The 26,172-nt window shown below is 42.8% G+C and carries 27 protein-coding genes and 1 pseudogene; 17 read left to right on the forward strand and 11 right to left on the reverse strand.

The window, feature by feature from the left end; translation table 11 throughout:
- Positions 1-76 precede the first annotated feature (76 nt).
- The 4 genes from NSTC745_RS01735 to NSTC745_RS01750 all read right to left on the reverse strand — a co-directional run bounded on the left by NSTC745_RS01735 (position 77) and on the right by NSTC745_RS01750 (position 4,655).
- Positions 77-307 (reverse strand): hypothetical protein, encoded by a 231-nt coding sequence (locus tag NSTC745_RS01735; RefSeq protein ID WP_445635614.1) that lies wholly within the window; start codon positions 305-307, stop codon positions 77-79.
- Positions 308-875: 568 nt separating this feature from the next.
- A complete protein-coding gene (locus NSTC745_RS01740) occupies positions 876-1,139 on the reverse strand; it encodes a hypothetical protein (protein ID WP_445635615.1) in 264 nt (87 codons plus the stop codon).
- 355 nt (positions 1,140-1,494) lie between these two features.
- Positions 1,495-2,979 carry a M16 family metallopeptidase gene (locus NSTC745_RS01745; protein WP_445635616.1) on the reverse strand — a complete coding sequence of 495 codons (1,485 nt, stop codon included), beginning with the start codon at positions 2,977-2,979 and terminating at the stop codon, positions 1,495-1,497.
- Between the two features lie 68 nt (positions 2,980-3,047).
- Positions 3,048-4,655, reverse strand: a complete 1,608-nt coding sequence (locus NSTC745_RS01750; protein ID WP_445638509.1) for a M16 family metallopeptidase — start codon at positions 4,653-4,655, stop codon at positions 3,048-3,050.
- Between the two features lie 331 nt (positions 4,656-4,986).
- Between NSTC745_RS01750 and NSTC745_RS01755 the strand changes: the two genes are divergently transcribed.
- Positions 4,987-5,601: a TetR/AcrR family transcriptional regulator gene (locus tag NSTC745_RS01755; protein WP_445635617.1), complete on the forward strand. Its 615-nt coding sequence runs from the start codon at positions 4,987-4,989 to the stop codon at positions 5,599-5,601.
- A 170-nt stretch (positions 5,602-5,771) separates the two neighbouring features.
- Here NSTC745_RS01755 and NSTC745_RS01760 read toward each other — a convergent pair whose 3' ends face one another.
- Entirely contained in the window at positions 5,772-6,218 is a 447-nt protein-coding gene (locus tag NSTC745_RS01760; protein ID WP_445635618.1) for a DUF4332 domain-containing protein, read from the reverse strand.
- Between the two features lie 59 nt (positions 6,219-6,277).
- Complete coding sequence (locus tag NSTC745_RS01765) at positions 6,278-7,078, reverse strand: PhzF family phenazine biosynthesis protein (protein WP_445635619.1); 801 nt, start codon at positions 7,076-7,078, stop codon at positions 6,278-6,280.
- 361 nt (positions 7,079-7,439) lie between these two features.
- On the opposite strand from NSTC745_RS01765, the gene NSTC745_RS01770 reads away from it, so the two are divergent.
- The 3 genes from NSTC745_RS01770 (at position 7,440) to NSTC745_RS01780 (ending at position 11,818) form a co-directional block, all read left to right on the forward strand.
- On the forward strand, positions 7,440-9,980 hold the full coding sequence (locus NSTC745_RS01770; RefSeq protein WP_445635620.1) for a beta strand repeat-containing protein: 2,541 nt from the start codon (positions 7,440-7,442) through the stop codon (positions 9,978-9,980).
- 169 nt (positions 9,981-10,149) lie between these two features.
- Complete coding sequence (locus NSTC745_RS01775) at positions 10,150-10,404, forward strand: hypothetical protein (RefSeq protein WP_445635621.1); 255 nt, start codon at positions 10,150-10,152, stop codon at positions 10,402-10,404.
- A 31-nt stretch (positions 10,405-10,435) separates the two neighbouring features.
- Entirely contained in the window at positions 10,436-11,818 is a 1,383-nt protein-coding gene (locus tag NSTC745_RS01780; RefSeq protein ID WP_445635622.1) for an aminopeptidase P family protein, read from the forward strand.
- Here NSTC745_RS01780 and NSTC745_RS01785 read toward each other — a convergent pair.
- Entirely contained in the window at positions 11,808-12,170 is a 363-nt protein-coding gene (locus NSTC745_RS01785) for a hypothetical protein (RefSeq protein ID WP_445635623.1), read from the reverse strand. The genes NSTC745_RS01780 and NSTC745_RS01785 overlap by 11 nt on opposite strands.
- Before the next feature lie 109 nt (positions 12,171-12,279).
- Here NSTC745_RS01785 and NSTC745_RS01790 point away from each other — a divergent pair, with 109 nt between their 5' ends.
- Entirely contained in the window at positions 12,280-12,756 is a 477-nt protein-coding gene (locus NSTC745_RS01790) for a hypothetical protein (protein ID WP_445635624.1), read from the forward strand.
- Positions 12,757-12,811: 55 nt separating this feature from the next.
- On the opposite strand, the gene NSTC745_RS01795 is transcribed toward NSTC745_RS01790, so the two are convergent.
- The 3 genes from NSTC745_RS01795 to NSTC745_RS01805 all read right to left on the reverse strand — a co-directional run bounded on the left by NSTC745_RS01795 (position 12,812) and on the right by NSTC745_RS01805 (position 16,295).
- Complete coding sequence (locus NSTC745_RS01795) at positions 12,812-14,536, reverse strand: solute carrier family 26 protein (RefSeq protein WP_445635625.1); 1,725 nt, start codon at positions 14,534-14,536, stop codon at positions 12,812-12,814.
- 304 nt (positions 14,537-14,840) lie between these two features.
- Positions 14,841-15,485 (reverse strand): 2-hydroxychromene-2-carboxylate isomerase, encoded by a 645-nt coding sequence (locus NSTC745_RS01800; protein WP_445635626.1) that lies wholly within the window; start codon positions 15,483-15,485, stop codon positions 14,841-14,843.
- A gap of 141 nt (positions 15,486-15,626) precedes the next feature.
- Positions 15,627-16,295, reverse strand: coding sequence for a Uma2 family endonuclease (locus tag NSTC745_RS01805; protein WP_445635627.1), 669 nt, complete (start codon positions 16,293-16,295; stop codon positions 15,627-15,629).
- A gap of 176 nt (positions 16,296-16,471) precedes the next feature.
- On the opposite strand from NSTC745_RS01805, the gene ffh reads away from it, so the two are divergent.
- The 6 genes from ffh to NSTC745_RS01835 all read left to right on the forward strand — a co-directional run bounded on the left by ffh (position 16,472) and on the right by NSTC745_RS01835 (position 20,954).
- A complete protein-coding gene (gene ffh / locus NSTC745_RS01810; RefSeq protein WP_445635628.1) occupies positions 16,472-17,935 on the forward strand; it encodes a signal recognition particle protein in 1,464 nt (487 codons plus the stop codon).
- Between the two features lie 197 nt (positions 17,936-18,132).
- Complete coding sequence (gene rpsP / locus NSTC745_RS01815) at positions 18,133-18,393, forward strand: 30S ribosomal protein S16 (RefSeq protein WP_096536868.1); 261 nt, start codon at positions 18,133-18,135, stop codon at positions 18,391-18,393.
- Positions 18,356-18,790, forward strand: coding sequence for a KH domain-containing protein (locus NSTC745_RS01820; protein ID WP_445635629.1), 435 nt, complete (start codon positions 18,356-18,358; stop codon positions 18,788-18,790). The genes rpsP and NSTC745_RS01820 overlap by 38 nt, the downstream gene beginning before the upstream one ends.
- A gap of 179 nt (positions 18,791-18,969) precedes the next feature.
- Positions 18,970-19,143 (forward strand): 30S ribosomal protein S21, encoded by a 174-nt coding sequence (gene rpsU / locus NSTC745_RS01825; protein ID WP_096536866.1) that lies wholly within the window; start codon positions 18,970-18,972, stop codon positions 19,141-19,143.
- Between the two features lie 369 nt (positions 19,144-19,512).
- Positions 19,513-20,466, forward strand: coding sequence for a PhoH family protein (locus NSTC745_RS01830; protein WP_445635630.1), 954 nt, complete (start codon positions 19,513-19,515; stop codon positions 20,464-20,466).
- A gap of 83 nt (positions 20,467-20,549) precedes the next feature.
- Complete coding sequence (locus NSTC745_RS01835; RefSeq protein WP_445635631.1) at positions 20,550-20,954, forward strand: ChuX/HutX family heme-like substrate-binding protein; 405 nt, start codon at positions 20,550-20,552, stop codon at positions 20,952-20,954.
- A 67-nt stretch (positions 20,955-21,021) separates the two neighbouring features.
- Here the strand turns inward: NSTC745_RS01835 and NSTC745_RS01840 are convergent, their stop codons facing one another.
- On the reverse strand, positions 21,022-21,360 hold the full coding sequence (locus tag NSTC745_RS01840; RefSeq protein ID WP_445635632.1) for a carbon dioxide-concentrating mechanism protein CcmK: 339 nt from the start codon (positions 21,358-21,360) through the stop codon (positions 21,022-21,024).
- A 349-nt stretch (positions 21,361-21,709) separates the two neighbouring features.
- On the opposite strand from NSTC745_RS01840, the gene NSTC745_RS01845 reads away from it, so the two are divergent.
- The 6 genes and pseudogenes from NSTC745_RS01845 to NSTC745_RS01870 all read left to right on the forward strand — a co-directional run bounded on the left by NSTC745_RS01845 (position 21,710) and on the right by NSTC745_RS01870 (position 26,087).
- Positions 21,710-22,546 carry a DUF6816 family protein gene (locus NSTC745_RS01845; protein ID WP_445635633.1) on the forward strand — a complete coding sequence of 279 codons (837 nt, stop codon included), beginning with the start codon at positions 21,710-21,712 and terminating at the stop codon, positions 22,544-22,546.
- Positions 22,547-22,660: 114 nt separating this feature from the next.
- Entirely contained in the window at positions 22,661-24,481 is a 1,821-nt protein-coding gene (locus tag NSTC745_RS01850) for an ABC transporter ATP-binding protein (protein WP_445635634.1), read from the forward strand.
- 327 nt (positions 24,482-24,808) lie between these two features.
- Positions 24,809-25,144, forward strand: coding sequence for a hypothetical protein (locus NSTC745_RS01855; RefSeq protein ID WP_445635635.1), 336 nt, complete (start codon positions 24,809-24,811; stop codon positions 25,142-25,144).
- A gap of 105 nt (positions 25,145-25,249) precedes the next feature.
- Positions 25,250-25,576 (forward strand): hypothetical protein, encoded by a 327-nt coding sequence (locus NSTC745_RS01860; protein WP_445635636.1) that lies wholly within the window; start codon positions 25,250-25,252, stop codon positions 25,574-25,576.
- A gap of 20 nt (positions 25,577-25,596) precedes the next feature.
- Positions 25,597-25,815: pseudogene (locus NSTC745_RS01865) on the forward strand (tubulin-like doman-containing protein); the annotation flags it as partial.
- A 137-nt stretch (positions 25,816-25,952) separates the two neighbouring features.
- Complete coding sequence (locus NSTC745_RS01870) at positions 25,953-26,087, forward strand: hypothetical protein (RefSeq protein ID WP_445635637.1); 135 nt, start codon at positions 25,953-25,955, stop codon at positions 26,085-26,087.
- The last annotated feature ends 85 nt before the right edge of the window (positions 26,088-26,172 follow it).

Raw genomic sequence — 26,172 nt, forward strand, 5'->3', positions numbered from 1 at the left:
ACATACAATAGAGGTGAATTTCTACTTTTCATCCCCAAAGAGCCATTTATTTTTCTGAGTAACTACTACTCAACGATTAGTAGTATGTACCGTGGCTGTAGGACTTAGCTACGAAGGCGACATGACCGATAGCATAGGTATCAACATATGCTTCAGCTAGTTTTGTCAAGCTTGAAATGTCGCTGAAATTGGCATAGTTACCACCAGAGATGGACTCAGCATCGCCTAAATCATTGAGAAAGCTTTCGGTTCCTTCAAACAATTCAGAACCAGAAACATAGAGTTCAGAAAGAGTAATATTTGCCATTTTTTCCTCTTAGAAAACTTGCTTTAAACCAGGTTAGTTGAACGGGTAATTAAGCTCTGCTTTCCTTACCTGTTACTGCAATTTTTATTGATGGAATTAGCAAAGTCAAGCTCCAGAAAGGCTTTAGAAAGACACATGTCAATGAGTTGAGTCTTTATCAAAATAGAATTTATAACTCAGAGACCGGGAGTCCAAATTCTTCAATTGAATTAAAGTCATGCTGGTGAATGTAGCTTATTAATAGCTAGCACTACAAATAGTAAGGCTTTAAGCTTGATACAAATACCTTGGTAGGAGCTTTACAGCTGTGCATACGTGTCAACTTAAGCTCAAAAGCTTATTTATCCCATAAGCGTTTTACCCCTCCCCTTGCTAAGGGGAGGGGCGGTTTTGGTTTTAGACAAAACCGGGGTGGGGTGTTAGGGACTTTTAGTATGACTTCTGGATTCTTCAATAAAACTTTTCATAAAAAAGTGCGTTCTAATATTAGGGATAATTAGAACGCACGAATATAAGAGAAAACTTCAATAACAAAACTCTGCTCATAAATAAATTAGCAAATTGGCTCTTATACCAACTTCCTAAATACTTTATCTAGTTCTAGTCTAAAGTTATCCAAAAGCGCATTTACTTCTTGTAGCGAGTTTGCTCGTGATGACTCAGACTCAGTTGTAGTGGATGGATTATTTCCCTCAAGTGAGTTGGAAAACTGTCTGCCCATCGAATTAGATACTACACCACCTTCTACTCTTTTCATTTCTCCAGCACTAATTTCATCGATCGCTTCTTTGTCTGTACTAGGGTACAGATCGTAAATTTGGATTCTAACCATTGACTCAACTCCAGAAATACTTAATGTTAAATAACATCATTGTGAATAATTTTGAAATTAAATATCAAAACTATTCCTTATATAATTTTGCTTCTCAATTAGAGGAAATCAATATTTTTAGGCTAAATTTATAGACAAAAATCCGGTAATTTTGTCCTAACAACTAATAAATTGAACTAAATTTGTTTGATTTGTCTGTCCCTTTTATATGTGTAAGGACACGATTCATCGTGTCCCTACTATCTTTGGCTAAAATTTGTTATCGCGTTACAGACTTGAGATCGGCTTTTTTTCCAGCTTTCCCTATTTTTGGCGAAGTATTAGTGCCGATCGCACTATTATCGCATCTATGCAACTAATTCTTCGCTTGTGGTTGTAAGTCGGGAATCGTCACATCTATTGGTGTTACCTGTGCAGCTAATTGCGTCAAGGGCGGTTGAATGGCGGTTTGATTCCCCACTACTAAAGTGACGATATTCTCTGGCTTAAGGTATTCTCGTGCTACGCGTTGCACGTCATCAGCTGTGGTGGCGGCGACGGCTTTTTGATAGCGAAACAGAAAATCAGCCGGGTAGCCGTAATATTCGTACTGCATCAGCCGCGATAAGGTTTGGGCGGGGTCTTGGAAGTTGAAAACAAAGGAGTTGAGTGTGGATTCTTTAGCAAAAGTTAATTCCTTTGCTGTCACTTTTTGGGCTTGAATGCGCTTAATTTCAGCTTCTAAGGCTTTGACAAACTGCACTGTAGCATCCGATCGCGTTTGTCCGCCAGCAACGAACATCCCCGGATAATCGTAACGCGGACTCCAGAAGCCGTATACAGAATAAGCTAAACCTTGGCGCGATCGCAGTTCATTAAATAAGCGTCCGCCAAATCCATTTAACACTTCATTCAACACATTCAGTGCTGGATAATCTGGACTGTCAAACCGTCCGCCCAAATGTCCAATCAACACGCTACTTTGTGTTAGTTGCGGCTGATTCACAAAAAACACTCCGCTAGTATTGGCTGGGGAAACCTCCGGTAATTGGGGTTTAGCGATTTTGGGGTTGGGTTTCCAATCGCCCAATTTAGCTTGAATGAGCGATCGCATTTTTTTCGGGTCAAAATCCCCCACAATCCCCAAAATCATATTATTTGGGTGGAAGTATTGCTGATAAAATTTGAGCAAATCCTCACGGGTAACTCGCTCCACCGTTGCATACTCTGTGGTACGACCATAGGGGCTATCTTTGCCATAAAGTAATTTGCGAAATTCTCGATTTGCAATGCCATTTGGATCGTCATTGCGCCGCGCGATCGCACCCTTAGCTTGGGTTTTCGCCAAATCTAGCTTTTCTTGAGCAAATACAGGCGATCGCAACACCTCAGCAAACAACCCAAACACCGTTTCTAAATCTTCACTGAGGGCATCAAAACTAGCACTACCAGCAGTTTCACTAATACTAGTTTCCACCGACGCTGCTCGTTGTTCTAATATCTCATTTAATTCATCGCCCGAATGCTTGGTAGTTCCTCCAGTCCGCATCACCGCGCCTGTAAAACCAGCCAACCCGACTTTTTCCAACGGTTCCAAACGATTCCCAGTCCTTACCAACACGGTACCTTTCACCAAAGGTAATTCGCGATCCTGCATCAAATAGACAACCAAGCCATTTTGCAGTACAAACCGCTCGTACTTGGGTAACTTAACCTCAGGTAGCGGTGGCAGCTGCAACTCAGTGTAATGTTTCGCCTGTGCCGTTGCTGCAACAGAAAAATTAAAAGTAAAAAGTAAAAAGGCAAAAGCCACAACCACCGCAGAAACAATCTTCTTCCCACTAGGGATTTTCAGAGCCATCTTCCTTTTACCCTTACCCTTATACCTTTCCATATCTCTCTTCCTTTGCGTCCTTTGCGGTTCGTTTTTCATCCTTGTTTCGACAACAGCTTACCAATCGTGCGATTTTCCAGCGTAAACGTCGCTTTTGCTACCCGCTGAATATCGCCAGGAGTTACCGCCGCAATTTCATCCAACTCCTTAAACAAATTCCGCCAAGAGCCAGTTTTCACCTCGTATTCCAGCAATTGCTCAGCCATTCCGCTATTAGACTTCAAACTACGCAATAAATCCGCCCTTGCTTGGGTTTTGACTCGTTCTAACTCAGTCGGCGCTACAGGTTCAGTTTTTAATTTCTCAATTTCCTGGCGTAAAGCGATCGCCAATTCATCAACCGTATGACCGGGAGCAGTCAAAGCATAAAACAACATCAAGTTTGAGTATTTATCCCCAGGAAACCCGCTAAAACCCTGGGCGTTGAGCGCCAAACGCTGCTTTTCTACCAAAGATTTATACAGCCGGGAAGTGCGCCCATCGCTTAATAAACTGCCAATCATTTCGTAGACTACATTATCTGGATGATTAACTGAGGGACGATGATAGCCTTCCAAATACAACGGTTGAGAAGGTCGTTCTAAAGTAACTTCCCGTGTTTGTTTTTGTTGCGGTTCCACAGAAATTTTTTGAGTAGCTTTAGCTTTAGCTTGATAGCGTTCAAAATAAGTTTGTGCGAGTTTTTTCACTTGGGTGGGATTGACATCTCCGACAATGGCGATCGCTAAATTATTTGGTACATAATAAGCGTCATAAAATTTTTCTACATCTTCTGGTGTTAAGTTACGGATATCTTGGTCGTAACCAATCACCGGACGCCTGTAGGGATGAACCTTGTAGGCAGTGTCAATGAATTTCTCCAACATCGCCCCAATGGGTGAATTATCCACCCGCATCCGTCGCTCCTCTAAAATGACATCTCTCTCTTTATAAAACTCACGACGAATTACAGGGTCGAGAAATCTCTCCGACTCCAGCGACATCCAAAGTTCCAACTTATTAGCAGGAAAACTGTAAAAGTAACGTGTGGCTTCACTGGAAGTAGTGGCATTTAAACCCACACCTCCCGCTTGTTCCACAATTCGCGCCAGTTCGTTTTGCCTCACTAGCTTCCCGGCTTGGGATTCCACTTGCTTAAACTCAGCTTCCAACCGCGCCACTTCATCCTTTTTGCCATCAGCTTTCGCTGCTTTAATTTGGGCATCTAACTTGTCTAGGCGTTCTAGTAGTGGTTTTTCTGCCTTGTAATCTTCCGTACCGATGCGCGTCGTCCCTTTAAACGCCAAATGTTCTAGAAAGTGCGCTACACCTGTTTTACCATCCGGCTCATCCACACCACCGACATCAGCGTAGGTAAGAAAAGAAACTACAGGTGCTTGATGTCGTTCCAGAACAATGAACTTCAAACCATTATCTAAGCGAAACTCCGTTAACTCCTTGATGACTCGATCGAGATAAGGTTGAATCGAAGTCGCAGCTGGCGTTTGAGTTTTAGCTGGTGGAGATATTGTTTGAGTTTGAGCCAGAGCAATTTCTGGGTTTAATCCCCAGCAAAAGGCGATCGCAGCCAACAAGGCGACAAGAGACTTACAAATCAAAAAATATCCAATTAAGTTTTGTGGAGTGGGTGTCTCGCCCGCCATATCCACTGGGCGGGCAAGATGCCCACCCCACAACATTGAAGAATTTATTTGTTGGAGTTCTCTAAACAGCCGACGCGATGTCACTGATACTTTCTTCAACCAATCCAAAATCCAAGTTACGTTTCTAGCGCCCCAAAGGTGCGACTTCAAATCGAAAATCAACCGACAGAGTTTGTTCATAAGCCAAAATTAAGATAAAGTTACACTACCGAAGAAATACGCTACTTAGCAAATAGAGCGTTAATGTTGTATTAAGGTTTTTCGGCTTTTTGTACTTGATGTTAGACAATAATGCTACAAGTCCGGCACCGGATATTTCACCATAACAATTATGCGAGTTTTTAATTCTCCCCCGCCCTCAGAGGCTCAGACGCGCACCCGCATTTTACAGGCAGCACAACGTTTGTTTGCCGCTCAGGGATTTGATGGCACTACCACCCGTGATTTAGCACAGGCAGCAGGTGTAGCTGAAGGCACTCTATTTCGCCATTTTCCTAATAAAAAGGCAATTTTGGTAGAAGTAGCTACAAATGGATGGGTGGAGATTTTGACGGATCTGCTCACAGAATTAAGTGAAATGGGTAGCTATAAAGCAGTAGCTCAAGTGATGCGCCGTCGGATGTGGAATTTTCAGAAAAATGCCGATTTGATGCGTGTTTGTTTCATGGAAGTGCAATTTCATTCCGATTTGCGCGATCGCATTCAATTAGAAGTCATTACTAAAATGACGGATGTTGCTGAAGCCTTCTTTCAAACAGCAATGGATAAAGGCATTTATCGCCAAATGGACGCCAACCTAGTCGCCAAAGTTTTCTTAGGAATGTTTGCGATCGCAGGTTTTTCCAACAACACCCTCATGGAACCAGACGCCTCCCCCCAAGAAATGCAACAAATGGCAGAAGGACTGGCTGATATCTTTCTCAATGGAGTATTGGCAAAGGATTAGCGACTGGGGACTGGGGACTGGGGAGTGTGGGGAGTGTGGGGAGTGTGGGGAGAGAGGGGGGAAAAATTTCTTCACCATCCTCCCACACCTCCCACACCTCCCACACCTCCCACACCTCCCACACCTCCCACCCCTCTCGTCCCACACCTCCCACACTTTTCAATGCCCCCCTACTCCCCACTCCCCACTATTCTCGCTTCCTGACTCCACCGTTCTACTAACTCAATCGCTGGACACAAATCTCGTCGCTGCATTGTTGCTACTTGCAAGCGCAAAATCTGTTTGTGTAATCTGTGAGTAGGAGTTTGAGCTAACTGTGCCACAGAACCAATACCCGCATGGAGCAATAAACCGCAGTATTGGGTTCCAACGCTGGGAATACGTGCCAAGTCAGCCAAAGCCATCCATTTATTCACATACTGAATATGGATTTGAAGTTTATTTGCTAACATCAGCCTTGCCTGTGGAGTCTTTCCGTGCTTGACTAGCGCTGCTGTAGTATTGATTTCACAATTTCGCAGTCGGGATTGTTCTTCTTGGGTGAGTCCTGGTAATTGCTCAATCGGCCAGTCACTAGATGTGACAGGACTTCTATGGTTTTTCTGTTTAGCGGACATTTTTAAAATTAAAACATAGGCTGATTTACATATTCTGACAATTAATTTCTAGTGTCAGTTTAAGCGGTAATTAATTCGCCTCGTAAAACAGTTACTGCTTGTCCGCCAAGCAAAACGCGATCGCCCCCATCGTAATATACTTTCACCACGCCACCCCGACTCGAAGCCTGATAAGCTAAAAATCGATCTTTGTGCAAGCGATCGCGCCAAAATGCCGCAAGACAACAATGAGCCGCCCCTGTTACTGGGTCTTCATTAATACCTAATCCTGGGGCAAAGAAGCGGGAAACGAAATCATATTGGGAATCCGGCTCAGCAATACTGGTAACAATAACATCAGAAATAGGCAGTGTTTTTAGTAGCTGAAAATTGGGCTGTATTTGCCGCACTAATTCTTCAGATTCTAGTTCTACTAAATAGCCTAGTGAATTCTGCAATACAGATTTATATGGTACGCCCAAAGCTTGACTAAGTTCTGGAGGAGCGATCGTTGATTTTGAATGATTCACAGGAAAATCTAACTCAATCCACTCACCTTGTAACTTCGCAATAAGTACTCCACTTTTAGTATAGAAACGCGCAACTTCGTTTGTTGACAAATGTCCTTCTGACCAAAGTACATGGGCACTAGCTAAAGTTGCGTGACCGCAAAGCGGTACCTCCACCGTCGGCGTAAACCACCGCAAATTAAAACCATCATCTTGTTTAACCAAAAAAGCCGTCTCAGATAAATTCATTTCCTGCGCCACGTTTTGCAGCCAAATATCATCTTTAGGATTAGCCAAAACACATACAGCCGCAGAATTTCCAGCAAACAGTGTATTAGTGAAAGCGTCAACTTGAGTAATGATTTGTCCCATGAAATTACTTCCAAAGTAGAAAATTAAAAATCAAAAATCATAAAAAAGTAAATATTCTTTAAAAGAAGAATTTAGATAGATGAATTGTAATTTTTTTTAATGTGGAATAGTTGATTTATAAAAATAGATATAACCAGGGTAGCTGAAGATAAGTTTTACATAAATTTGACTAATGTATTAATTTACTCTGAACAGACAAATATAAAATATACCGTATTAAATTGTACATGTGACTAAGTTGTATAAACTAACGATCGTTTATTTTGCGGAAACAATTTGCTGTTAGTAAGAGCCTCTAGCCTTACTTTTATACAACTTAGTTAATTAGTTGATTGCAAAATAAAAAGAGGAATCAACAATAATGGCACTTAATCCAGCAGTTTTTAACCTGTCTGACTTAAACGGGAGTAATGGGTTTGTAATCCGTGGTTCTTACTTGAACTTGAGCAGATCTGTTAGCAGTACCGGAGACATCAACGACGACGGCATCGACGACCTAATAATCGGCGGGCCCTTTGCTGGTTATGGTTCAGGGAGCAGAGAGAGCTTTGTCGTATTTGGCAGCAGCAGCGGCTTTAGTTCAGTTCTAAATCTCTCTGACCTTAACGGCAGCAACGGCTTCGTCATCAATGGTATCGATCCAGTAATAGAGTATAGGTCAGCTTCCTCCGTCAGCAGTGGCACAGACATCAACGGTGACGGCATCGACGACTTAATTATCGGAGCGCCCAATGCCTCTGTTAACGATCGGTATAGTGCAGGGCAAAGCTACGTAGTGTTTGGCAGCAGTAGTGGCTTTGGAGTTAGCTTTGACCTTTCGTCCCTCGATGGCAGCAACGGCTTCGTCATTAACGGCATTGACGCTTCTGATTTCTCAGGTTTTTCCGTTAGCAATGCCAAAGACATCAACGGCGACGGCTTCAATGACCTAATTATAGGGGCACGCTATGGCGACCCCAGCGGTCAGTATAATGCAGGGCAAAGCTACGTAGTGTTTGGTAGCAGCAGTGCCTTTGCAGCTAGCCTGAATTTATCGTCCCTAGACGGCAGCAACGGCTTTGCCATCAACGGTATTGGTGCTAATGACCAATCAGGCTTCTCGGTCAATAGTGCCGGAGACTTCAACGGTGACGGCTTTGACGATGTGATTATTGGCGCAAGAGGTGCCGACCCCAACGGTGAGAGCTACATAGTCTTTGGCAGCAGCAGTGGCTTTGCAGCTAGTTTCAATCTCTCATCACTAAATGGTAGCAACGGCTTCGCCATCAACGGCATTAATGCAGATTCGTTGGGCTTCTCGGTCAGCAGTGCCGGAGACTTCAACGGTGACGGTTTCGACGACGTGATTATCGGCGCCCCTACTGCCGATGCCAACGCTCAGACATATGCTGGACAGAGCTACGTGATATTTGGCAGTAGCAGTGGCTTTGGAGCTAGTCTCAACCTCTCATCGCTAGATGGCAGTAACGGCTTTGCGATTAACGGTATTGATGAGCGTGATTTCTCAGGCTCGTCCGTCAGCAGTGCCGGAGACTTCAACGGTGACGGTTTCGATGACGTGATTATTGGCACAAAAGGTGCTAGTTATAACGGTGTGGACTTTACTGGGTCTGGGAAGAGCTACATAGTCTTTGGCAGCAGCAGTGGCTTTGGAGCTAGTCTCAATCTCTCGTCGCTGGATGGCAGCAATGGCTTTGTAATTAACGGAATTGATAATGGAGGCTTTTCTGGCTCTTTCGTCAGTAGCGCAGGAGATATTAACAGTGATGGCTTTGATGACCTGAGTATCGGAGAAACTTTCTCCTCACGCTTTATAGCAGATGGAGAGAGATACGTAATTTTTGGCTTTGCAACAACCACGGCTCCTAATCGACCTCCAGTTGCAGTTACCGACACCGCTACCACTGATGAAGAAACCATCATTAACATTCCGGTCTCAGCCAACGACAGCGACCCCGATAGCAACCCCTTAACGGTGACAAATATCAATGGTAGCCGTGTAAACGTTGCCGATTTTATTACCCTGAGTTCTGGTGCTCAGGTTTTCAATTATGGTGACGGCTTCTTCGGATACGACCCCAACGCTCAATTTGAAACTTTGGCTGTAGGCGAAACTGCCAGCGACACCTTCACCTACACAATCAGCGATGGCAGCTTTACCAGTACAGCTAGCGTCAACCTGACCATTACCGGAGTGAATGATGCACCAGTTGCAGTTCATGATACTGTTACTGCTGCCAAATATACTGCTGTGTCTATCCAAGCGAATACTCTGCTGGGTAACGATACTGACATTGATAACACCAACCTCAACATCACTGGTGTCAGTAGTGCGGCTAATGGGACTGCGGTACTGAAAAATAACGGCACTCCCAATAACACAGCAGATGACTTTATCCTATTTACCCCAACTACCGGGTTTAGTGGTGCGGCTAGCTTCAACTACACTATCGCTGATGGCGAACTTACAAGTACTGCAAAGGTAACTGTGCAAGTGGGCGATCGCCTTTTTGGTGGCAACGGCAACGACCGCCTCAACGGCACCCCTGGCAATGACTACCTCAAGGGAGGCAATGGCAAAGATTCCCTCAATGGTGGCAATGGCAATGATACCCTCACAGGTGGCAATGGTAACGATCTATTGTCCGGCGGTTTTGGTAACGATACCCTCACAGGTGGCAACGGCAAAGATAAATTTGTCTTGGCTGCTACACAAGGTACTGATACTATTACTGATTTCTGCAAAGGCACTGACTCGATCGCACTTTCTGGCGGTTTGACCTTCAATCAACTCAGTTTTTCCGGTCACAAAATTATCGTCACTGCTACTGACGAAATTTTGGCAACGCTGACTGGAATTAACACCACCACCTTGACTGCCGCTAATTTCAGTATTGTCTAAACCTAACTTTTTGCAACTTTGATGCATCAAAGTTGCACAAATTCTCCTTAACTTGAGGAATTACTTATGATTAGCTGTTCGGGGAGAAAAATGCGATTGCTTGCGTCATAATACACTTTCACGTCTCCATCGCGAATTGATAGCAGGATTATCTGCAAAGGATGTATTTATGAAAGCATCAAACGGAAACATCAGGCTAAAAATCTTCAGGGGCATTTTTGCTACTGTGAACTTAGTGTTAATTTGTGGAGGATTAGTTAGCTGTATCGCTCAAGCACCAAAGCCTTTGCCTCCAACTGAACAACAAAAACCAGTCGTGCAACCTAATCAACCAAACTCAAATGACAAGTCTGACGACGATAAACTGGATGATAGCAACGACGATGGAGACGAAGATCGTAAAAACAACGATGATAAAGACTAAATAACCTTTATCTTTTTTGAGTTTCTATATTATGCTTATTCAACAAACTTCTAGTTCCCTGGTGGAAACTCTACGCCAGCGAAGGCAGAGACTAGCCAACCTGATTGATTTTCCCGCAATTCTCTGGTCAGGTAGCAACAGTCCGCGTAACTTCCCCGCAAATTCTTTTCCTTTTCGCGCTAGCAGTCATTTCCTTTACTTTGCCGGGCTGCCGTTATCAAACGCGGCAATTCGCCTAGAAGGGGGCAAACTAGAATTATTCATGGAAGATCCATCACCCAGCAGCGCCCTTTGGCATGGAGAAATGCCAACACGGGAGGAAATCGCCGAGAAGATTGGCGTAGATGTGGCTCGACCTTTAACAGAATTAGGGTCTTGGATAGAAAATGCTGCAACGATCGCCGTACAAGATGCTGCTACTTGGACGCAGCAATCACAGCTGTTGAATAGATGGATTTTACCCCAAAGTCCTCCCCAAGGAATTGACTTGGAGTTAGCTAAGGCGATCGTTTTTCTACGTCTCACCCACGATGAAGCTGCATTAGCCGAGTTGCGAAAAGCTGCGGCTGTCACAGTGAAAGCACACAAAGCTGGGATGGCTGCAACACCTCAAGCCAAACTCGAAGCAGAAGTTCGTGCCGCAATGGAAGGTGTAATGATTGCCAACAATATGACCACCTCCTACAACAGCATTGTCACTGTTTGCGGCGAAGTTTTGCACAACGAACAGTATCACCATAATTTACAACCAGGTGACTTACTCCTTGCTGATGTCGGCGCTGAAACCGAAACTGGTTGGGCTGCGGATGTAACTCGCACTTGGCCAGTTTCTGGCAAGTTTTCATCTACCCAAAGAGATATTTATAATGTTGTGCTGGCAGCCCATGATGCTTGCATTGCGAAAATATATCCTGGCGTAGACTATGGAGATATTCATTTACTAGCTGCTACCGTCATCGCTGAAGGTTTAGTGGATTTAGGAATTCTCCAAGGAAATCCCGAATATTTAGTGGAAATCGATGCCCACGCGTTATTTTTTCCCCACGGTATTGGTCATCTATTGGGTTTAGATGTCCATGACATGGAAGATTTAGGGGATTTAGCAGGGTATGAAGAAGGAAGAACGAGGAGCGATCGCTTTGGCTTGGGATACTTGCGTTTAAATCGTCCATTACGTCCGGGAATGCTAGTTACAATTGAACCTGGTTTTTACCAAGTACCAGCAATTTTAAATGATGCTAACGTGCGTTCAAAATATCAAAATGTCATCAATTGGCAGCGATTATCAGAATTTGCTGATGTCCGCGGCATCCGCATTGAAGATGATGTTTTAGTAACCGCAGAAGGCAGCGAAGTTTTAACAGCTGCATTACCGAATGATGCCAATAGTGTAGAAAATTTAGTCAATATCTGAGTCGATTATTAACTAACGAATCCAGCAACATTACTAACATTGAAACATCATGTTCGTGGTGAGAATTAGAGTATTCTGCTGGATTTCGATTGACCTGGACTTGAGCAATTTTGACGCTTTCTCCAACTACCTCAAAACGCACTTTAAAAATGCATAAACCAGTCCAACTACGATGCAAGTATAACCAAGGAGCCTCATAGAAAATAAACCATCTATCTTCCATTTGCTGTGGAATTACTCCAGCAGTGATTCTGTCAAATTCTTCGTGTGAGTAAACTTTTTCTACCGTTATAATTGTAAACTCAGAAGGCATAGGTTCTGTTTTCCAATCATCTCGTTTGGCTATTTGCATAGTAAGAACTTCCCAAGCCAAGTATCCGCTCTGTTTTAGTTCTGAATTCTGAGTTCTGAATTCTGCTGTAATATGATACCTCGCGATCGTCTAAAATAATTGCAAATTCATGATTAAAAAACCCATACGATTACTACTGAGTGGAGTGATTGTCAGCTTCGGACTACTACCATCATTAGCTCAAGCACAAAAGCCTGTTTCTGATGCCCAAGTTGCGGCGATGGTAGAAGCGCTGCGACAAGCTGCACCGCAAACAAAAAATCCCAACGATGGACTTTATAGCGAATGGCAAGTCAAACCAGAAACCCTCAAAGGCTGGTCGAGAACTTGTCTTAAACGAGAACTAACACCGACGCAATTTGAAAACAGCCCTGTGCTTGCTCGTTCGATTGTATCCTGTATCGCCCGCCGCGAGTTAACCAATCAATTCGCCGCCACCAACAATAATGAAATTGCATCTGTGCGTGGCGCCGCTTGTTGGTGGATGACTGGTAAGTATACAGGCTGCGACAAAGGTTTCACTGCTGACTATGTGCAAAAAGTTGTCCGCGTTTATCAACAGCAACGCTCAAAGCCAGCAACTTAATCATCAAAGAGTGGCTTTAATATCAAGTTCGGATGATTAGTTATGATTGCAGTCCTTATTTGTCTGATTCAATAGTCTGTTTGTTGGAATGGCGATCGCGGGCTTGAAATGCGGCGAGTGCAGTATGCAAAGTAAAATAAATGTGCTCGGAGCCAATAAGATCCAAAAGCTGCGATCGCTTTAATTGTTTGTAAAGATCCTGTTTGACGCGTGTAATCGCAAAGGTAATGCCTTTAGCGGCTAGTTCGCTGTGCAATTGTATTAATGTGTCGATGGCAGTAATATCAACATCAACAATTGCTTCTGTATTTAGCACAAACCACTCCACTGGAGTTTTTTCTGCTTCAATTGTCGATAATGCCCTACGCTTGAAATTTTCTACATTCGCAAAGCAAAGGGGAGCATCATAACGATAAATCACTAAACCAGGGATAGTTTTGGCTCCCTCCCAGTCTTCAATGTCATGTAATCCAGGTAGATCGGGCACTTCTCCCAAAACTGCATCGTGTGGTCGTGCTACCCTGGCAAATAAATCAATCACAGATAAACCTACTGCGATACCAACACCAACCAAAATATCTGTGAGTAAAACTCCGACGATTGTGGACACAGCCAAGAATAACTCGCTGCGTCGAAATCGTGCCAATCTGAGAAATTCTGGAATTTCAATCAGTTTGGTAGCCGCATAGATGACAATCGCCCCCAATGCTGCTTTTGGAAACTGTGCCAGCAACGGCCGTAGGAATAATAACACCAAGATGACTACAACTAAAGCAACTAAAGAGAACGCCTGGCTTTTGCTTCCTAATGAGTTGGCGATCGCAGTACGACTACCGCTACTACTAATTGGAAAACCCTGCATCAATCCGTTTCCCAAATTCGACGTTCCTAGCGCCAAAAGTTCTTGATTCGCGTCAATTTTGTATTGATTGCGGCTAGCAAATGCCCTTGCTGTGAGTACATTATCTGAATAGCCAACAACCGCAATCCCAATAGCAGAAGCTATGAGTGTTGATAAATCTTGAGTCGGTAATTTCGGTAAAGTTAAATGAGGTAAGCCGGCCGGAATCTCTCCCACTACCGCCACCCCTTGTCGGTCGAGATCGAATAACGCCACGCTAGCCGTTGCTAGTAACACCGCTAGCAGAGGCCCAGGCGCAGTAGGAAAGCGCCGCTGAATGATGAATAGAAAAGCTAAAACTATAGTCCCTAAAATCAGGGTTGGTTGATGAATTCGATCTAGCTTGCTGAAGAATTCACCCACTTCCCCAAAAACAGTATTTGCGTCAATGTCAATGCCGCCAATTTTACTTAATTGCCCTGTAATCATAATTACAGCAACCCCGGCCATATAACCAACCAGAATCGGTTTGGACAGCAGATTTGCTAGAAATCCTAAGCGGGCAATGTAGCCAATTATGCATACAACTCCGACCATGAAAGCTAGCATAGAAGCCAGACTGGCATAATTACTCCCATTAGATGCAACCAAAGGACCGATCGCAGCAGCCGTCATTACTGCCGTCGTCGATTCCGGCCCTACGGAAAGTTGGGGCGAAGATCCTAACAAAGTATAAATAATTATTGGCGGTAGAATTGCCCACAATCCTACAACAGGTTGCACCCCTGCCAATTCCCCATAAGCCATGCACTGCGGGATTAAGTAAGCCGCTACTGTTACACCTGCCAGTACATCAGGAAGCAACCATGCTCGTTGGTAAGACAGCAACCGTTTTAACCCCGGTATGCTTGGTAAGGTTACTTGATGCTTTTTTAACATAAAGAACCTAGATTCGGACTTCTATTTAGTTTAAGAAGAGATTAAGTAGTTTAAGAAAAAGTTAAAATAAATACATATGTATGGCTTGCACGAGAACCACAGTGTTGGCAGGCGAGATTACATTTTAAAGTAATTTCCTAAACTGCATAACTAATTTGGCGATCGCTCATCAAAAATATCCTCTATTCAACTTAATTTCAAGAGGGACGGTTTCGCTCTTACCAAGGCATTTGTATAAAGTTTAAAGTGAAATAGTATAAGAGATATTCTCCGAATCAAATCAAATTCCTACAACAATCTAAAGTTACAATAATTGTTTTACTTTTTCAGTCAGCCAATCGACACGATCCTTACCCCAAAACTTTTCGCCTTCTACTACCCAGGTTGGTACGCCAGGACAGCCAAATCGATCGTATTCTGCTAAAGCTTCTGTTGCGGCTTGTTTAGCTGCTTCGCCTTGGGCTAATTCTAGAATGCGATCGCCATTCAACCCAACATCATCAGCAACTTTTCTAATTACAGACTCATCGTTGACATCAAGCAAGTCAACATAACTGGCTCGATAAAAAGCAGCATCCAAAAGATGCTCCTTCCCGCTTCCACGAGCAGCGTAATATGCTCTAGCGGGAAGTTCTTCCCGACTAAATTTCATTTCTTGCCAGCGTTTTACCCACCTCCGGAATTCCTCAAACTCCTTGAATCGAATTTCAATGCCGTACTTTTTCGCCCACCGCAGACAATCTTCTTTGTGATACAACGATACAGCCGCGCTTTCACTTCCTCCTTGCAGATCGGCTACCTTAATACCCCGCTCCTTGGGAATGTAAATTGGTCGTCGTTCAATATCAACAGGTAAACCCTGCAATGATTTTTCAGCAAGAATGATGCCAATGTATGAGTTTGCTGAGTGGTATATTGAGTAGGAGTAAATTTTGATTCGCTGTGACATATATTTTTTAGACTTTTTCCATAAATATTTTTTTGTTTCACGCAGAGGCGCAGAGGCGCAGAGGAGAGAACGCAAAGAAAGAGTTTTGCAAGAAGTCTTTTCTTTTATAGCTATCTAAATTAATTCGCTATTTTAATAATATTAAATTTGGCTTTTAACCCATTGGCGAAATTCTTTAACTAATTCCAAATAATCTTTTTCTCCCACCTGCTCTAAAAAATTAGAAATCTCTGTTAGTGGCAGATTAGGAAATGCTAAACTTTGTTCAACAGATATATATTTTTGATTTTGTAAAATATTAATACTAAAATCTTTACCATCATATCGCCAGATTTCAGGCACACCCATATCAGCATAGACTTGAAACCGATTTATAGAACTGCTAGTGATATCAATTTCCACTACCAAATCTGGCGGCGGATCTTGCGCTAAATCTATTCTTTTTTTGCCTTTTATAGCATTAATATTTTCAATGTAAAAACATTCATCTGGTTCTGCACCACTCAGTTCTGGGCGCTTGAAAGTAGTAGAACCAAGGCACTCAATTCTAACTTTTAGTTCTTCCGCGAGAGTTTCGACAAATCGACCCGCAATTCTTTTGTATCGTTCATGTTCAGGTGAAGGAGCCATAATTTCTAGACTACCTCGATTGTAAGTAAGCCGGAGGCGGCGATTAACACTAAGTTCAGCTAGCAAGTTCTCATAAGTTTGCCAACTGATACCTGATAAGTGGATGATTTCTGTAGGCTCAAGCAGTGTGTTGCTAACCATAGCGATATGCAATGTAGATTCTCGCTGTACAATAGCCATTCTTACTCTTACTGTACTTTAAGCTCAATCTTCTATAAATGTAGGTATCTAGTTGCTACAGTCGGGGTGAAAACTACTAAGCTGGTAGATAGCACGTTGAAACTTTACCGGAAAATCTGAATCGCATTTAGAGATGGTTCAGAATTCCTCACTGGCGAACTACCTGTAATTACATTATGTTTGATGCTTTATCTGACCGTTTAGAAGCCGCCTGGAAAAAACTGCGGGGACAGGACAAAATTTCTCAGTCCAACATTCAAGACGCTTTGCGGGAAGTACGCCGCGCTTTGTTGGAAGCAGATGTCAATCTCCAGGTAGTCAAAGATTTTATTAGCGAAGTTGAAACCAAGGCACAGGGAGCCGAGGTAATCTCCGGCGTGCGACCTGAGCAACAGTTCATCAAAATTGTTCACGATGAACTAGTGCAGGTGATGGGGGATGAAAATGTTCCTTTAGTAGAAGCTCAAGAACAGCCTACTATCGTGCTAATGGCTGGGTTGCAAGGTACTGGTAAAACCACGGCTACTGCGAAGTTGGCTTTACATCTGAGGAAATTAGACCGTAGTTGCTTGTTGGTGGCCACAGACGTGTATCGCCCAGCGGCGATCGATCAGTTGATAACGCTGGGTAAACAAATTGACGTACCAGTTTTTGAACTGGGAAGCGATGCAGATCCTGTAGAAATAGCACGGCAAGGTGTAGAACGCGGCAGGGCAGAAGGTGTAAACACAGTAATTATTGATACTGCTGGGCGTCTGCAAATTGACGAAGATATGATGGCGGAATTAGCCCGCATCAAAGAAACAGTCCAACCCGACGAAACTCTGTTGGTGGTGGACGCGATGACCGGACAAGAAGCAGCCAACTTGACCCGCACCTTCCACGAGCAAATCGGGATTACTGGGGCGATTCTCACCAAACTCGATGGTGATAGCCGAGGTGGTGCAGCCCTTTCGGTGCGACGGATTTCGGGAGCGCCAATTAAGTTTGTTGGGGTGGGTGAAAAAGTCGAGGCATTGCAACCCTTTTATCCCGATCGCATGGCATCGCGGATTTTGGGAATGGGTGATGTTCTTACTTTAGTAGAAAAAGCCCAGGAAGAAATTGATTTAGCAGATGCTGAGAAAATGCAGGAGAAAATCCTGACGGCGAAGTTCGACTTTACCGACTTTCTCAAACAACTGCGCCTATTGAAAAACATGGGTTCGCTGGGAGGAATCATGAAGTTGATTCCAGGAATGAATAAACTCTCAGACGACCAGCTAAAACATGGAGAAACCCAACTCAAGCGCTGTGAAGCGATGATTAACTCCATGACCCGCCAAGAACGCCAAGATCCCGATTTATTAGCCAGTTCTCCCAGTCGGCGACGGCGGATTGCTGCTGGTTCGGGCTACAAAGAAGCCGACGTGAGTAAACTCGTAGCTGACTTTCAAAAAATGCGATCGCTCATGCAACAAATGGGTCAAGGTGGCGGCTTACCTGGAATGCCAGGAATGTTTGGTGGCGGTATGGGCAGCCCATTTGGAGGTGGAGGTAATCGTGCCGCAGCCCCCGGATGGCGAGGTTACAATGCTGGCGCCCCAGCCACGAAAAAGAAAAAGAAAGATAAAAAGAAAAAAGGATTCGGTAATCTTTAAATTATTGGGGAGATGGGGAGATGGGGAGGTGGGGAGATGGGGAGAAATAACCAATCACCAAGACAAATGACCAATGACAAATGACAAATGACCAATGACCAATGACCAATGACTAATGACAAATAGCATCAAACACTAGACGAGTGCTAGAATTAGCATTTCGGCATACCTAATAACAGGAGAATGATTCTTCAACCATGATCAAACTGCGCTTGAAGCGATACGGTAAAAAGCGGGAAGCAAGTTACCGCATTGTCGCCATTAACAGCCTCGCTCGTCGCGATGGTCGTCCCTTAGAAGAGTTGGGATTCTACAACCCCAGAACTGATGAACTGCGACTAGATGTTCCCGGCATCGTCAAGCGACTACAACAAGGCGCTCAACCTACTGACACGGTACGTCGCATCCTAGTAAAAGCCAATGTTTTTGAACAGGTCAGTGCCACAGCCGCATCATAATTTCGGAACACAATCTCCAAAAGCTAGTCCAAATTACGTTGGGCTGGTTAAATTTTTGGTGCAGCCGTTTTTAGAATCTCCAGAAACTTTAAGCGTCGATAGTGAAATTTCCCAGACCTTAAATCGGGTTTGGATTCGCATCGCCTTTGACAGCGCAGATAAAGGAAAAGTGTTTGGTCGAGGAGGACGCAATATTCAGGCAATTCGTACAGTAATTGCCGCAGCCGCAGCCGCAGCTGGGCAATCAGTATACCTGGATATTTACGGCAGCACTACTCCAGGTCGGGAGGGTATGTCTTTTGATGAAGACTCAGAAGAGCGATCGCCGCCACCACCAAAAACAAGAGAACCACGAACAAATGGGCCTAAACCCATTGTTAAACCCCGGACTCGCTAGATTAAAACTACAGCAAAAGTCTGAGCGGAGATGACCATAACCGCTCAGAATTTTTGTGGAAATAGAAAAGTGGCAAAAAATGTATTTTTTTGACTCTTTCCATCGATTACATACTGATGAAAGTGGTTAATACGTTGTATGCAAATCTAATTATCCCTGTAAGGAGGTGAAACCAGGGAGTGGCTGAAATTCGTTTGGGTGAAAATGAGTCGATTGACTCGGCATTAAGGCGCTTTAAAAAGAAAATTCAAAAAGCCGGAATTTTATCCGAAATCAAACGTCGAGAAAGATACGAAAAACCCAGTTTGCGCCGTAAGCGAAAAGCAGAAGTCGCACGTAGAGGTGGCCGTTAATCAGGAACTGACAAATAAAAATATCTAATTAATTTTTTGGGGTAGGGTATCTTGCTCAGTACATAGCGCGTGCGACACGCCTACCCCACAATTAATAGTCATTTATTTGTTAGAGTTCCCTAAATCAAGGTGATGTTAATCAATTTTGGATTTTAGATTTGCGATCGCGTAGCTGTCTTTGATTATTGTCTGGACAAGCTACGCTTAATTTACTCAGTATTGTAAAGGTATAAGTATCTTTGAGATTTGTTCCGTCCACAAGGGTGGGTATGTAGCAAACTTTGAGAATCAAGGTACTAAAAAACAATTCCAAAATCCAAGTTGTGCTGAAAGCGCACCAAAGGTGCGACCAAAATTTAAAAATTACTTATGGTAGGTGCTTCAACAATTCAATTGCCGAATATTTCCAGTGCGATCGCTCTTGCAGGAGATGGAGAAGAAAATCTCAAATTCCTATCTCGCCAAACAGGAGCTAATTTGGTGTTGCGCGGACAGGAATTACTGATTTCTGGTACAGAGAACCAAATTGAACTGGCTACGAAATTAGTGCGATCGCTTGAAGAACTCTGGACTAAAGGCAATACGATTTCCAGTGCCGATATTTTAACAGCTCGTCAAGCCATAGATAGCGATCGGCAAGGCGAACTGCAAGATTTACAACGAGATGTCCTCGCCAGAAGTCGTCGTGGCGAAGAAATCCGCGCCAAAACCTTTCGTCAACGTCAATACATCGACGCAATACGCAAGCGAGACCTCACCTTTGGTATTGGGCCTGCTGGTACGGGTAAGACTTATCTGGCTGTAGTTGTGGCCGTCCAAGCACTCCTAGCCAACCAGTTTGAAAAAATCATTTTAACTCGCCCTGCCGTGGAAGCTGGCGAACGACTCGGCTTTTTACCTGGAGACTTGCAGCAGAAAGTCAACCCCTACCTCCGCCCACTTTACGATGCTATTTATGAATTCATCGACCCTGAAAAAGTACCCAATTTAATGGAACGGGGTGTGATTGAAGTTGCACCACTCGCCTATATGCGAGGACGTACTCTTAATAACGCCTTTGTAATTGTGGACGAAGCCCAAAATACTACACCAGGTCAGATGAAAATGGTTTTGACTCGTTTGGGCTTTCGTTCCAAAATGGTGATTACAGGTGACATTACACAAACTGACTTGCCACTCAACCAGCCATCAGGCTTAACAATAGCGCTGCAAATTTTAAAAAACGTTGAAGGCATTGCCTTTTCTGAATTTTCCCAAAAAGATGTCGTTCGCCATCCTTTAGTTCAGCGCATTGTCGCCGCTTATGAAAAACATGAAAAGTAGGGACTGGGGACTGGGGATGGAAAGATTACGAAGATGAATTAATAACCAATGACTAAGGACTAATGACTAAGGACAAATAACAAATGACCACAACATTAAAAGAATTTTTAGCAGCTTGTGAAAATCTCGGAACTTTGCGTCTAATTGTTACTAGTAGTGCTGCTGTTTTAGAAGCAAGGGGTAAGTTAGAAAAGCTATTTTATGCAGAATTGCCGAAAGGTAAATACGCGAATATGCATACCGAAGGCTTTGAATTTCATTTGAATATGGACAAAATTACACAAGTGAAATTTGAAACTGGTGAAGCGAAAAGAGGGAATTTTACAACTTATGCCATTCGTTTTTTAGATGATAAACAAGAGCCAGCTTTAAGCTTATTTTTGCAATGGGGTAAGCCAGGAGAATATGAACCAGGTCAAGTGGAAAATTGGCAAGCTTTAAAAGAAAAGTATGGGGAAATTTGGCAACCCTTACCCGCAGAAATTTAATTAGGGCTTGCTGAAATTAATTCTGCCTCATCCGAAACCTTTGTAGAGACGTAGCATTGCTACGCCTCTACACAGATAGGGGTGGAGGAAATCGAATATCTGCACTGAATTGTTCGACATTGGTACTGCGATAAATCGGTAAAACATATTCTAAATTTTCGTGGGGGCGGGGAATAATATGATGAGAAAGTACTTCACCACCGTTTACTCGCAGCGCTGCTTTTAGTCCTGCCGTTATCGCCACATGCACATCGCCCACAACCCCACGAATTAATACAGTAATTCGTCCCAAATCAGTATTTTCATAGCCAACAAGCGTAACACGGGCAGCTTTACACATAGCGTCTCCCGCTTCAACTGCTGTGGGAACGCCGTAGACTTCAATCATACCTAGTGCCAATGTCACGTCGCTTCACTCCGAATTCAAAATTCAAAATTAAATGTAAAATATAAAAGCTTAAAACCCCGATCGAAAATGGCTTTTATCTTATGCCTTCTGTATCCTGCCTTTTACTGAATAGGCAATATCTCTAAGTGCATTATTATCCCATATATAGGACTACTATTTGATTGCGTGAAAATAAATATACGTAGGGTGTGTTAGCGCAAAGAGTACAGCACTATTCGTTACGATTTGGTGCCTTACGGATTTCATCCTAACGCACCCTACATTACTAATTTTTTTCAAAAATCAAACATGATTTCTATATTCATTTTTAATCAATAAATAATGAATGTTTAATACAAAACTGCTTATGTTTATAATTAGGGGAATTTGGAGTTTTTGCTTGCTTCTGTTATTCCTACTGGGAAGTGGTGAGGCTGTTGCAGGTGAGTTGTCTGAACGCCTAGCTAATTTCCCTCAGTGGGAAAAATTAACTTCCGTGCAACCAGCATCGGGTGATTTAGTTTACCCTGAATGGATGGCTGGTACTTGGGAGGTAACAAGTACATTGGTAGATTTGGTTGCGCCTTTGGCACCAGATATCGTTACGCCAGGGTTTGAAGGTAATCGGCGACAATTAAATCAACCTGTAAGTTTTCTAGTAAGATTTATAAAAGAACAACCACATATCACTGGGTTTAAAATAGTTCCTTGGATCGATCGCAAGTCACCAATTTTAGTAGCAGATAGAGCATTTAATAGTTTGAATTTGGCACGAGCTTCTTTAGGAAATGAAGCGGTGTTAGCAGTTAAAGTAGATCCAGATTCACCTAATCGTCAAATTACACTCTTGCGTAGCAGCCGGCAATTAGTTTCTACTATTACTGCACGGGCTACAGAAACTACTCCTGATGGCAAGTTCATTACTACAGAGGTATTTCAACAACTATTTAAAGGCAGTTCTCGCCCGTATTTAAATTCTGTAGAATCTACCACGGCTTACCACAAGCTAGAGGGAGATAATCCGGCAATTGAAGCAGACCAAGTTACTGCTGTTTATCTTTCACCGCAAGATCCAAATTATTTTACCGCAGCTTCTCGCCCAGTTGCTCTTTATCGCTATCGCTTGGAATTTGTCCCCGAAGGGTTAGGGCGTTCAGATCCCCGACTTCTTGAAGAAGTCGGGGATCTTAGTCACCAGAATTAATGCAATAGATTAGTTCAAAATAGTGACTTCAATTTTTAAGTGTTGACTCTTTTGTAGTATACTTGTAATTTATAAGTTCCAAGTTAACGATCGCGCTCTTGGAAGGTGTGCATCATGGCGACATTTCGAGATATTGTCAGTTACTTTCGCGCTGACTGGAAGCTGAGTGTTTTCAGTATTGCAGCATCGAGCATTTACGAAATTATTGATTTAGTTGTACCTTATGGGATTGGGCAAATTTTAAATGTTTTGTCCAATCAACCATTGGATAAACCACTTGAAAGTGCGATCGCAACTATTTCTAACATCATCAATTACCCAGTAAATAAATTTCTATCTTTGGGAGTATTACTGGGTTTAATTTTTGTTGTCACTGTAGTGAGAGCGCCAACACAGCCCTGGTTGACTGCTTGGTTTCACTGGGATATAGCTTTTAGATCGCGTCGAAATAAAACTCAAGAAGCTATCGCCAAAATTCTTACTTTGCCACTGGAATTTTATGATGAAAATAACCCCGGACGCATTGCCGGAAGAGTAGCGAGAGGTGTTAGTAACCATACTTGGGTGTATCCAGAAATCGCCGGACAGTTGATTCCTAAAGTAATTCGTGTATTAGGAATTTTTGTGTTTATTTTAGCGATCGAGTGGCGAATTGCGATTTTATATCTAATTTCCTTTGTAATTATTCTCAGCTTAAGCTTGAAGAATTTACAGCAATTGATTCGCGACGAAAGTCGTCTGGATAAATATGCAGAGGACACCGAAAGCCGCACCTCCGAACTAATTACCAATATCAAAACGGTGAAAGCATTTGCTACAGAAGGTAGGGAACTTAAGCGACAAAAGGAACGTTTAGAGCGCGAATTCAAGGTGCTTGATTATCGCATTCACATAGGTTATGTGAAATTGGGTACTTGGCAAAGAACTGTAATTCAGTTTTGCGTATTTACTATCTTGGGATTAACTTTAGCAGCAACAGTAGATGGTAGAATTTCCCTCGGTCACTTTATCATGACCTTAACTCTTTCTAGTATGGCTTATGCCGAATTAGAACCTATTAACAATTTGGCAGAAGTTTTTGCCCGTCGCTACTCTTCTATGTTGCGGTTTCACGAATTTCTTCAAGAACCAACTGGCACTGATTCGGCTGGTCTTTTAGAAGAAACCGATCGGGCAGAATCAGCTTATAAATTTACTGGAAAACTTCAGTTGTCTCATGTGAGTTTCGGATATGATGCCAACCGTCAAGTTTTGGAAGACATTAACTTGTCGATCGAGCCATATCAAACAGTGGCATTAGTAGGGCGTTCTGGTTCTGGAAAGTCTACTTTAGTGAAATTGCTGTTGCGATATTTTGAACCTCAATCAGGTCAAATTTTGATTGATGGTGAAGATATCCGCACTTTAGATGTGGGTAAATATAGACGAAGATTAGCGATCGTTCATCAAGAAGTAGACGTTTTTAACGGTACCGTATTGGAAAATCTCACCTATGGTAGACCGGATACCAGTTTGGAGGAGGTTCAAGAAGCTTGTAGAATTGCCAGAGTCGATGAAGTAGTGCAGCACTTACCCCAAGGTTATTACACCGTTGTCGGGGAACGAGGCGTTCGCTTATCTGGAGGACAAAGACAACGTTTGGGAATTGCTAGGGCGTTGTTAGTGAAACCAGACGTGCTGGTTTTTGACGAAGCCACATCTAGCTTAGATTATGAATCAGAACGTTCAATTCAGCTAGCAATGCGATCGATTCAGGGTACTTGCACCACCATTGTCATTGCCCACCGTCTGAGTACAGTACGGGAAGCAGATAAGATTGTAGTTCTAGATCGAGGAAGGATTGTAGAAGTGGGTAGCCACGACGAACTTTTACGTCACGAGGGTATTTATCGCCGCTTGCACTCCCTCCAAGAAACTGGAGAACTTTTAAATTAGGACAGCATAGCATCTATAAATAAGGGCACAACTATTGTTGTGTCCCTAAAATTTTTTCCAATTATCCTCAAGATTATTCGACTTGCTGAATTTGCATATCAAATACATTACATTTTTTTAATCTTTCTTCTTTGCGTCTTCGCGCGGCAGTCGCTCATAGGGGAAACCCCCAAGACCGCGCTGCCTTGTCTTTGCGTGAGACTAATTAATATTTTTACTTAGCAAAGTCCAGCATTTTTTACAATACTATAAATTATTGACAAAATTTTAGTAAAAATTCCTTCATCCGACCAGAGATATTACGGTACAGATATTCAGCAAGCTGAGTTGACTATTTATCAAGGTCTGGCTCAGATTAATCAAAATCGCCTACAAGCAAATCGAAATATCAAACCGCAATCTGTAGTTTGGATTAGTGATGCACCCCTATTTACGAAATCCGGAATTACTTCTAATATTTGGATAGAAACGCCTGCTGGTAGTCCTTTTCGGCAAGCAGATTCTCCTGAAAGTCAACAGCGACAAGCTTGGATTAAGAGTTTGCCGATTAATAGGCGATCGCTATCAATTAAAACACAGAATAATCAAGAATATAAACTCACAGTAGTAGACATTGCTCCTACAGTCCAGGAATTTTGCACGCCAGCACCAGGCAATCAATAAACTTGTTTAGTTACACCTTATTTAGTGAAAAAATTATGGTTGCCTGGATTAATTTCCATATTAATATTCATCGCACTTATTTTTGCTGGATTAAAAGTATATAGGTTGCAGAAAAAGTGGGAATTAATAGTCGATTTTGAAGTTACAGCCAAGCCAGAAGACCAAAAATGCAGCTTGCCAAACAATAAAAGAATCGCAATTGGTGAATATGACTCTACTTGTATAGATTCTATTGACTGTCCAGGAGAAGAAGTTAGAGCATATTTGGAGCGCAAAGGTGAAAAACTTTATTTAGTACCAACTAATTTGGCAGCCATTTATTACAACGAGCGAGAAATTACCACGCGTACTCTTATAAATAAATCTAAATTTCGCCTCAATTGTCCACACCGCAAACGCGACTACGAAATCATTATTAAACTAAAAAAATAGTAATTACTAGGTGCATACGAATGAATCAAACAACTACAAATGAATTTCAATATCGGGGAATTAACCGCACAATTTGTATCGGCTTAGGTGGTACTGGACGCGATGTTTTAATGATAATTTGGCGGTTAATTGTTGACCGTTATGGAGATTTAAGCAACCTACCAATTGTCAGTTTTATTCACATTGATACAGATAAAGGCGCAACCCAAATAACTGGTATTCGCACAGGAACTTCGTACCTGATATAGAAAAAACCACAAAAACTTACAATATTAATACAGTTGAAATTATTGGACACACTGATGAACAACCCATTGGCATTATCAACAGCAATCTAGACAACAGTTTAGAAGTAGCAGCTAGTCAAGGGGGTTCAGTGAGTGTACTTAAGGCTGGTTCTAATGCTGATTTAGGATTGATGCGTTCTCTTGCAGTGGTCAAAGAACTATTAAAAATCCAAAAACAAAATAAAATGCCGGGCGTTCAATTTCGCGCCTATTCAGCAGCATAATTAATTTTACCAAATGGAGAATTTGCTCCTATTCCACAAGCAAAGCGCCAGTCAGAACCGAACCGCCGACGCATTGAGATTCGTT

This window comes from Nostoc sp. DSM 114161 (assembly GCF_052692665.1).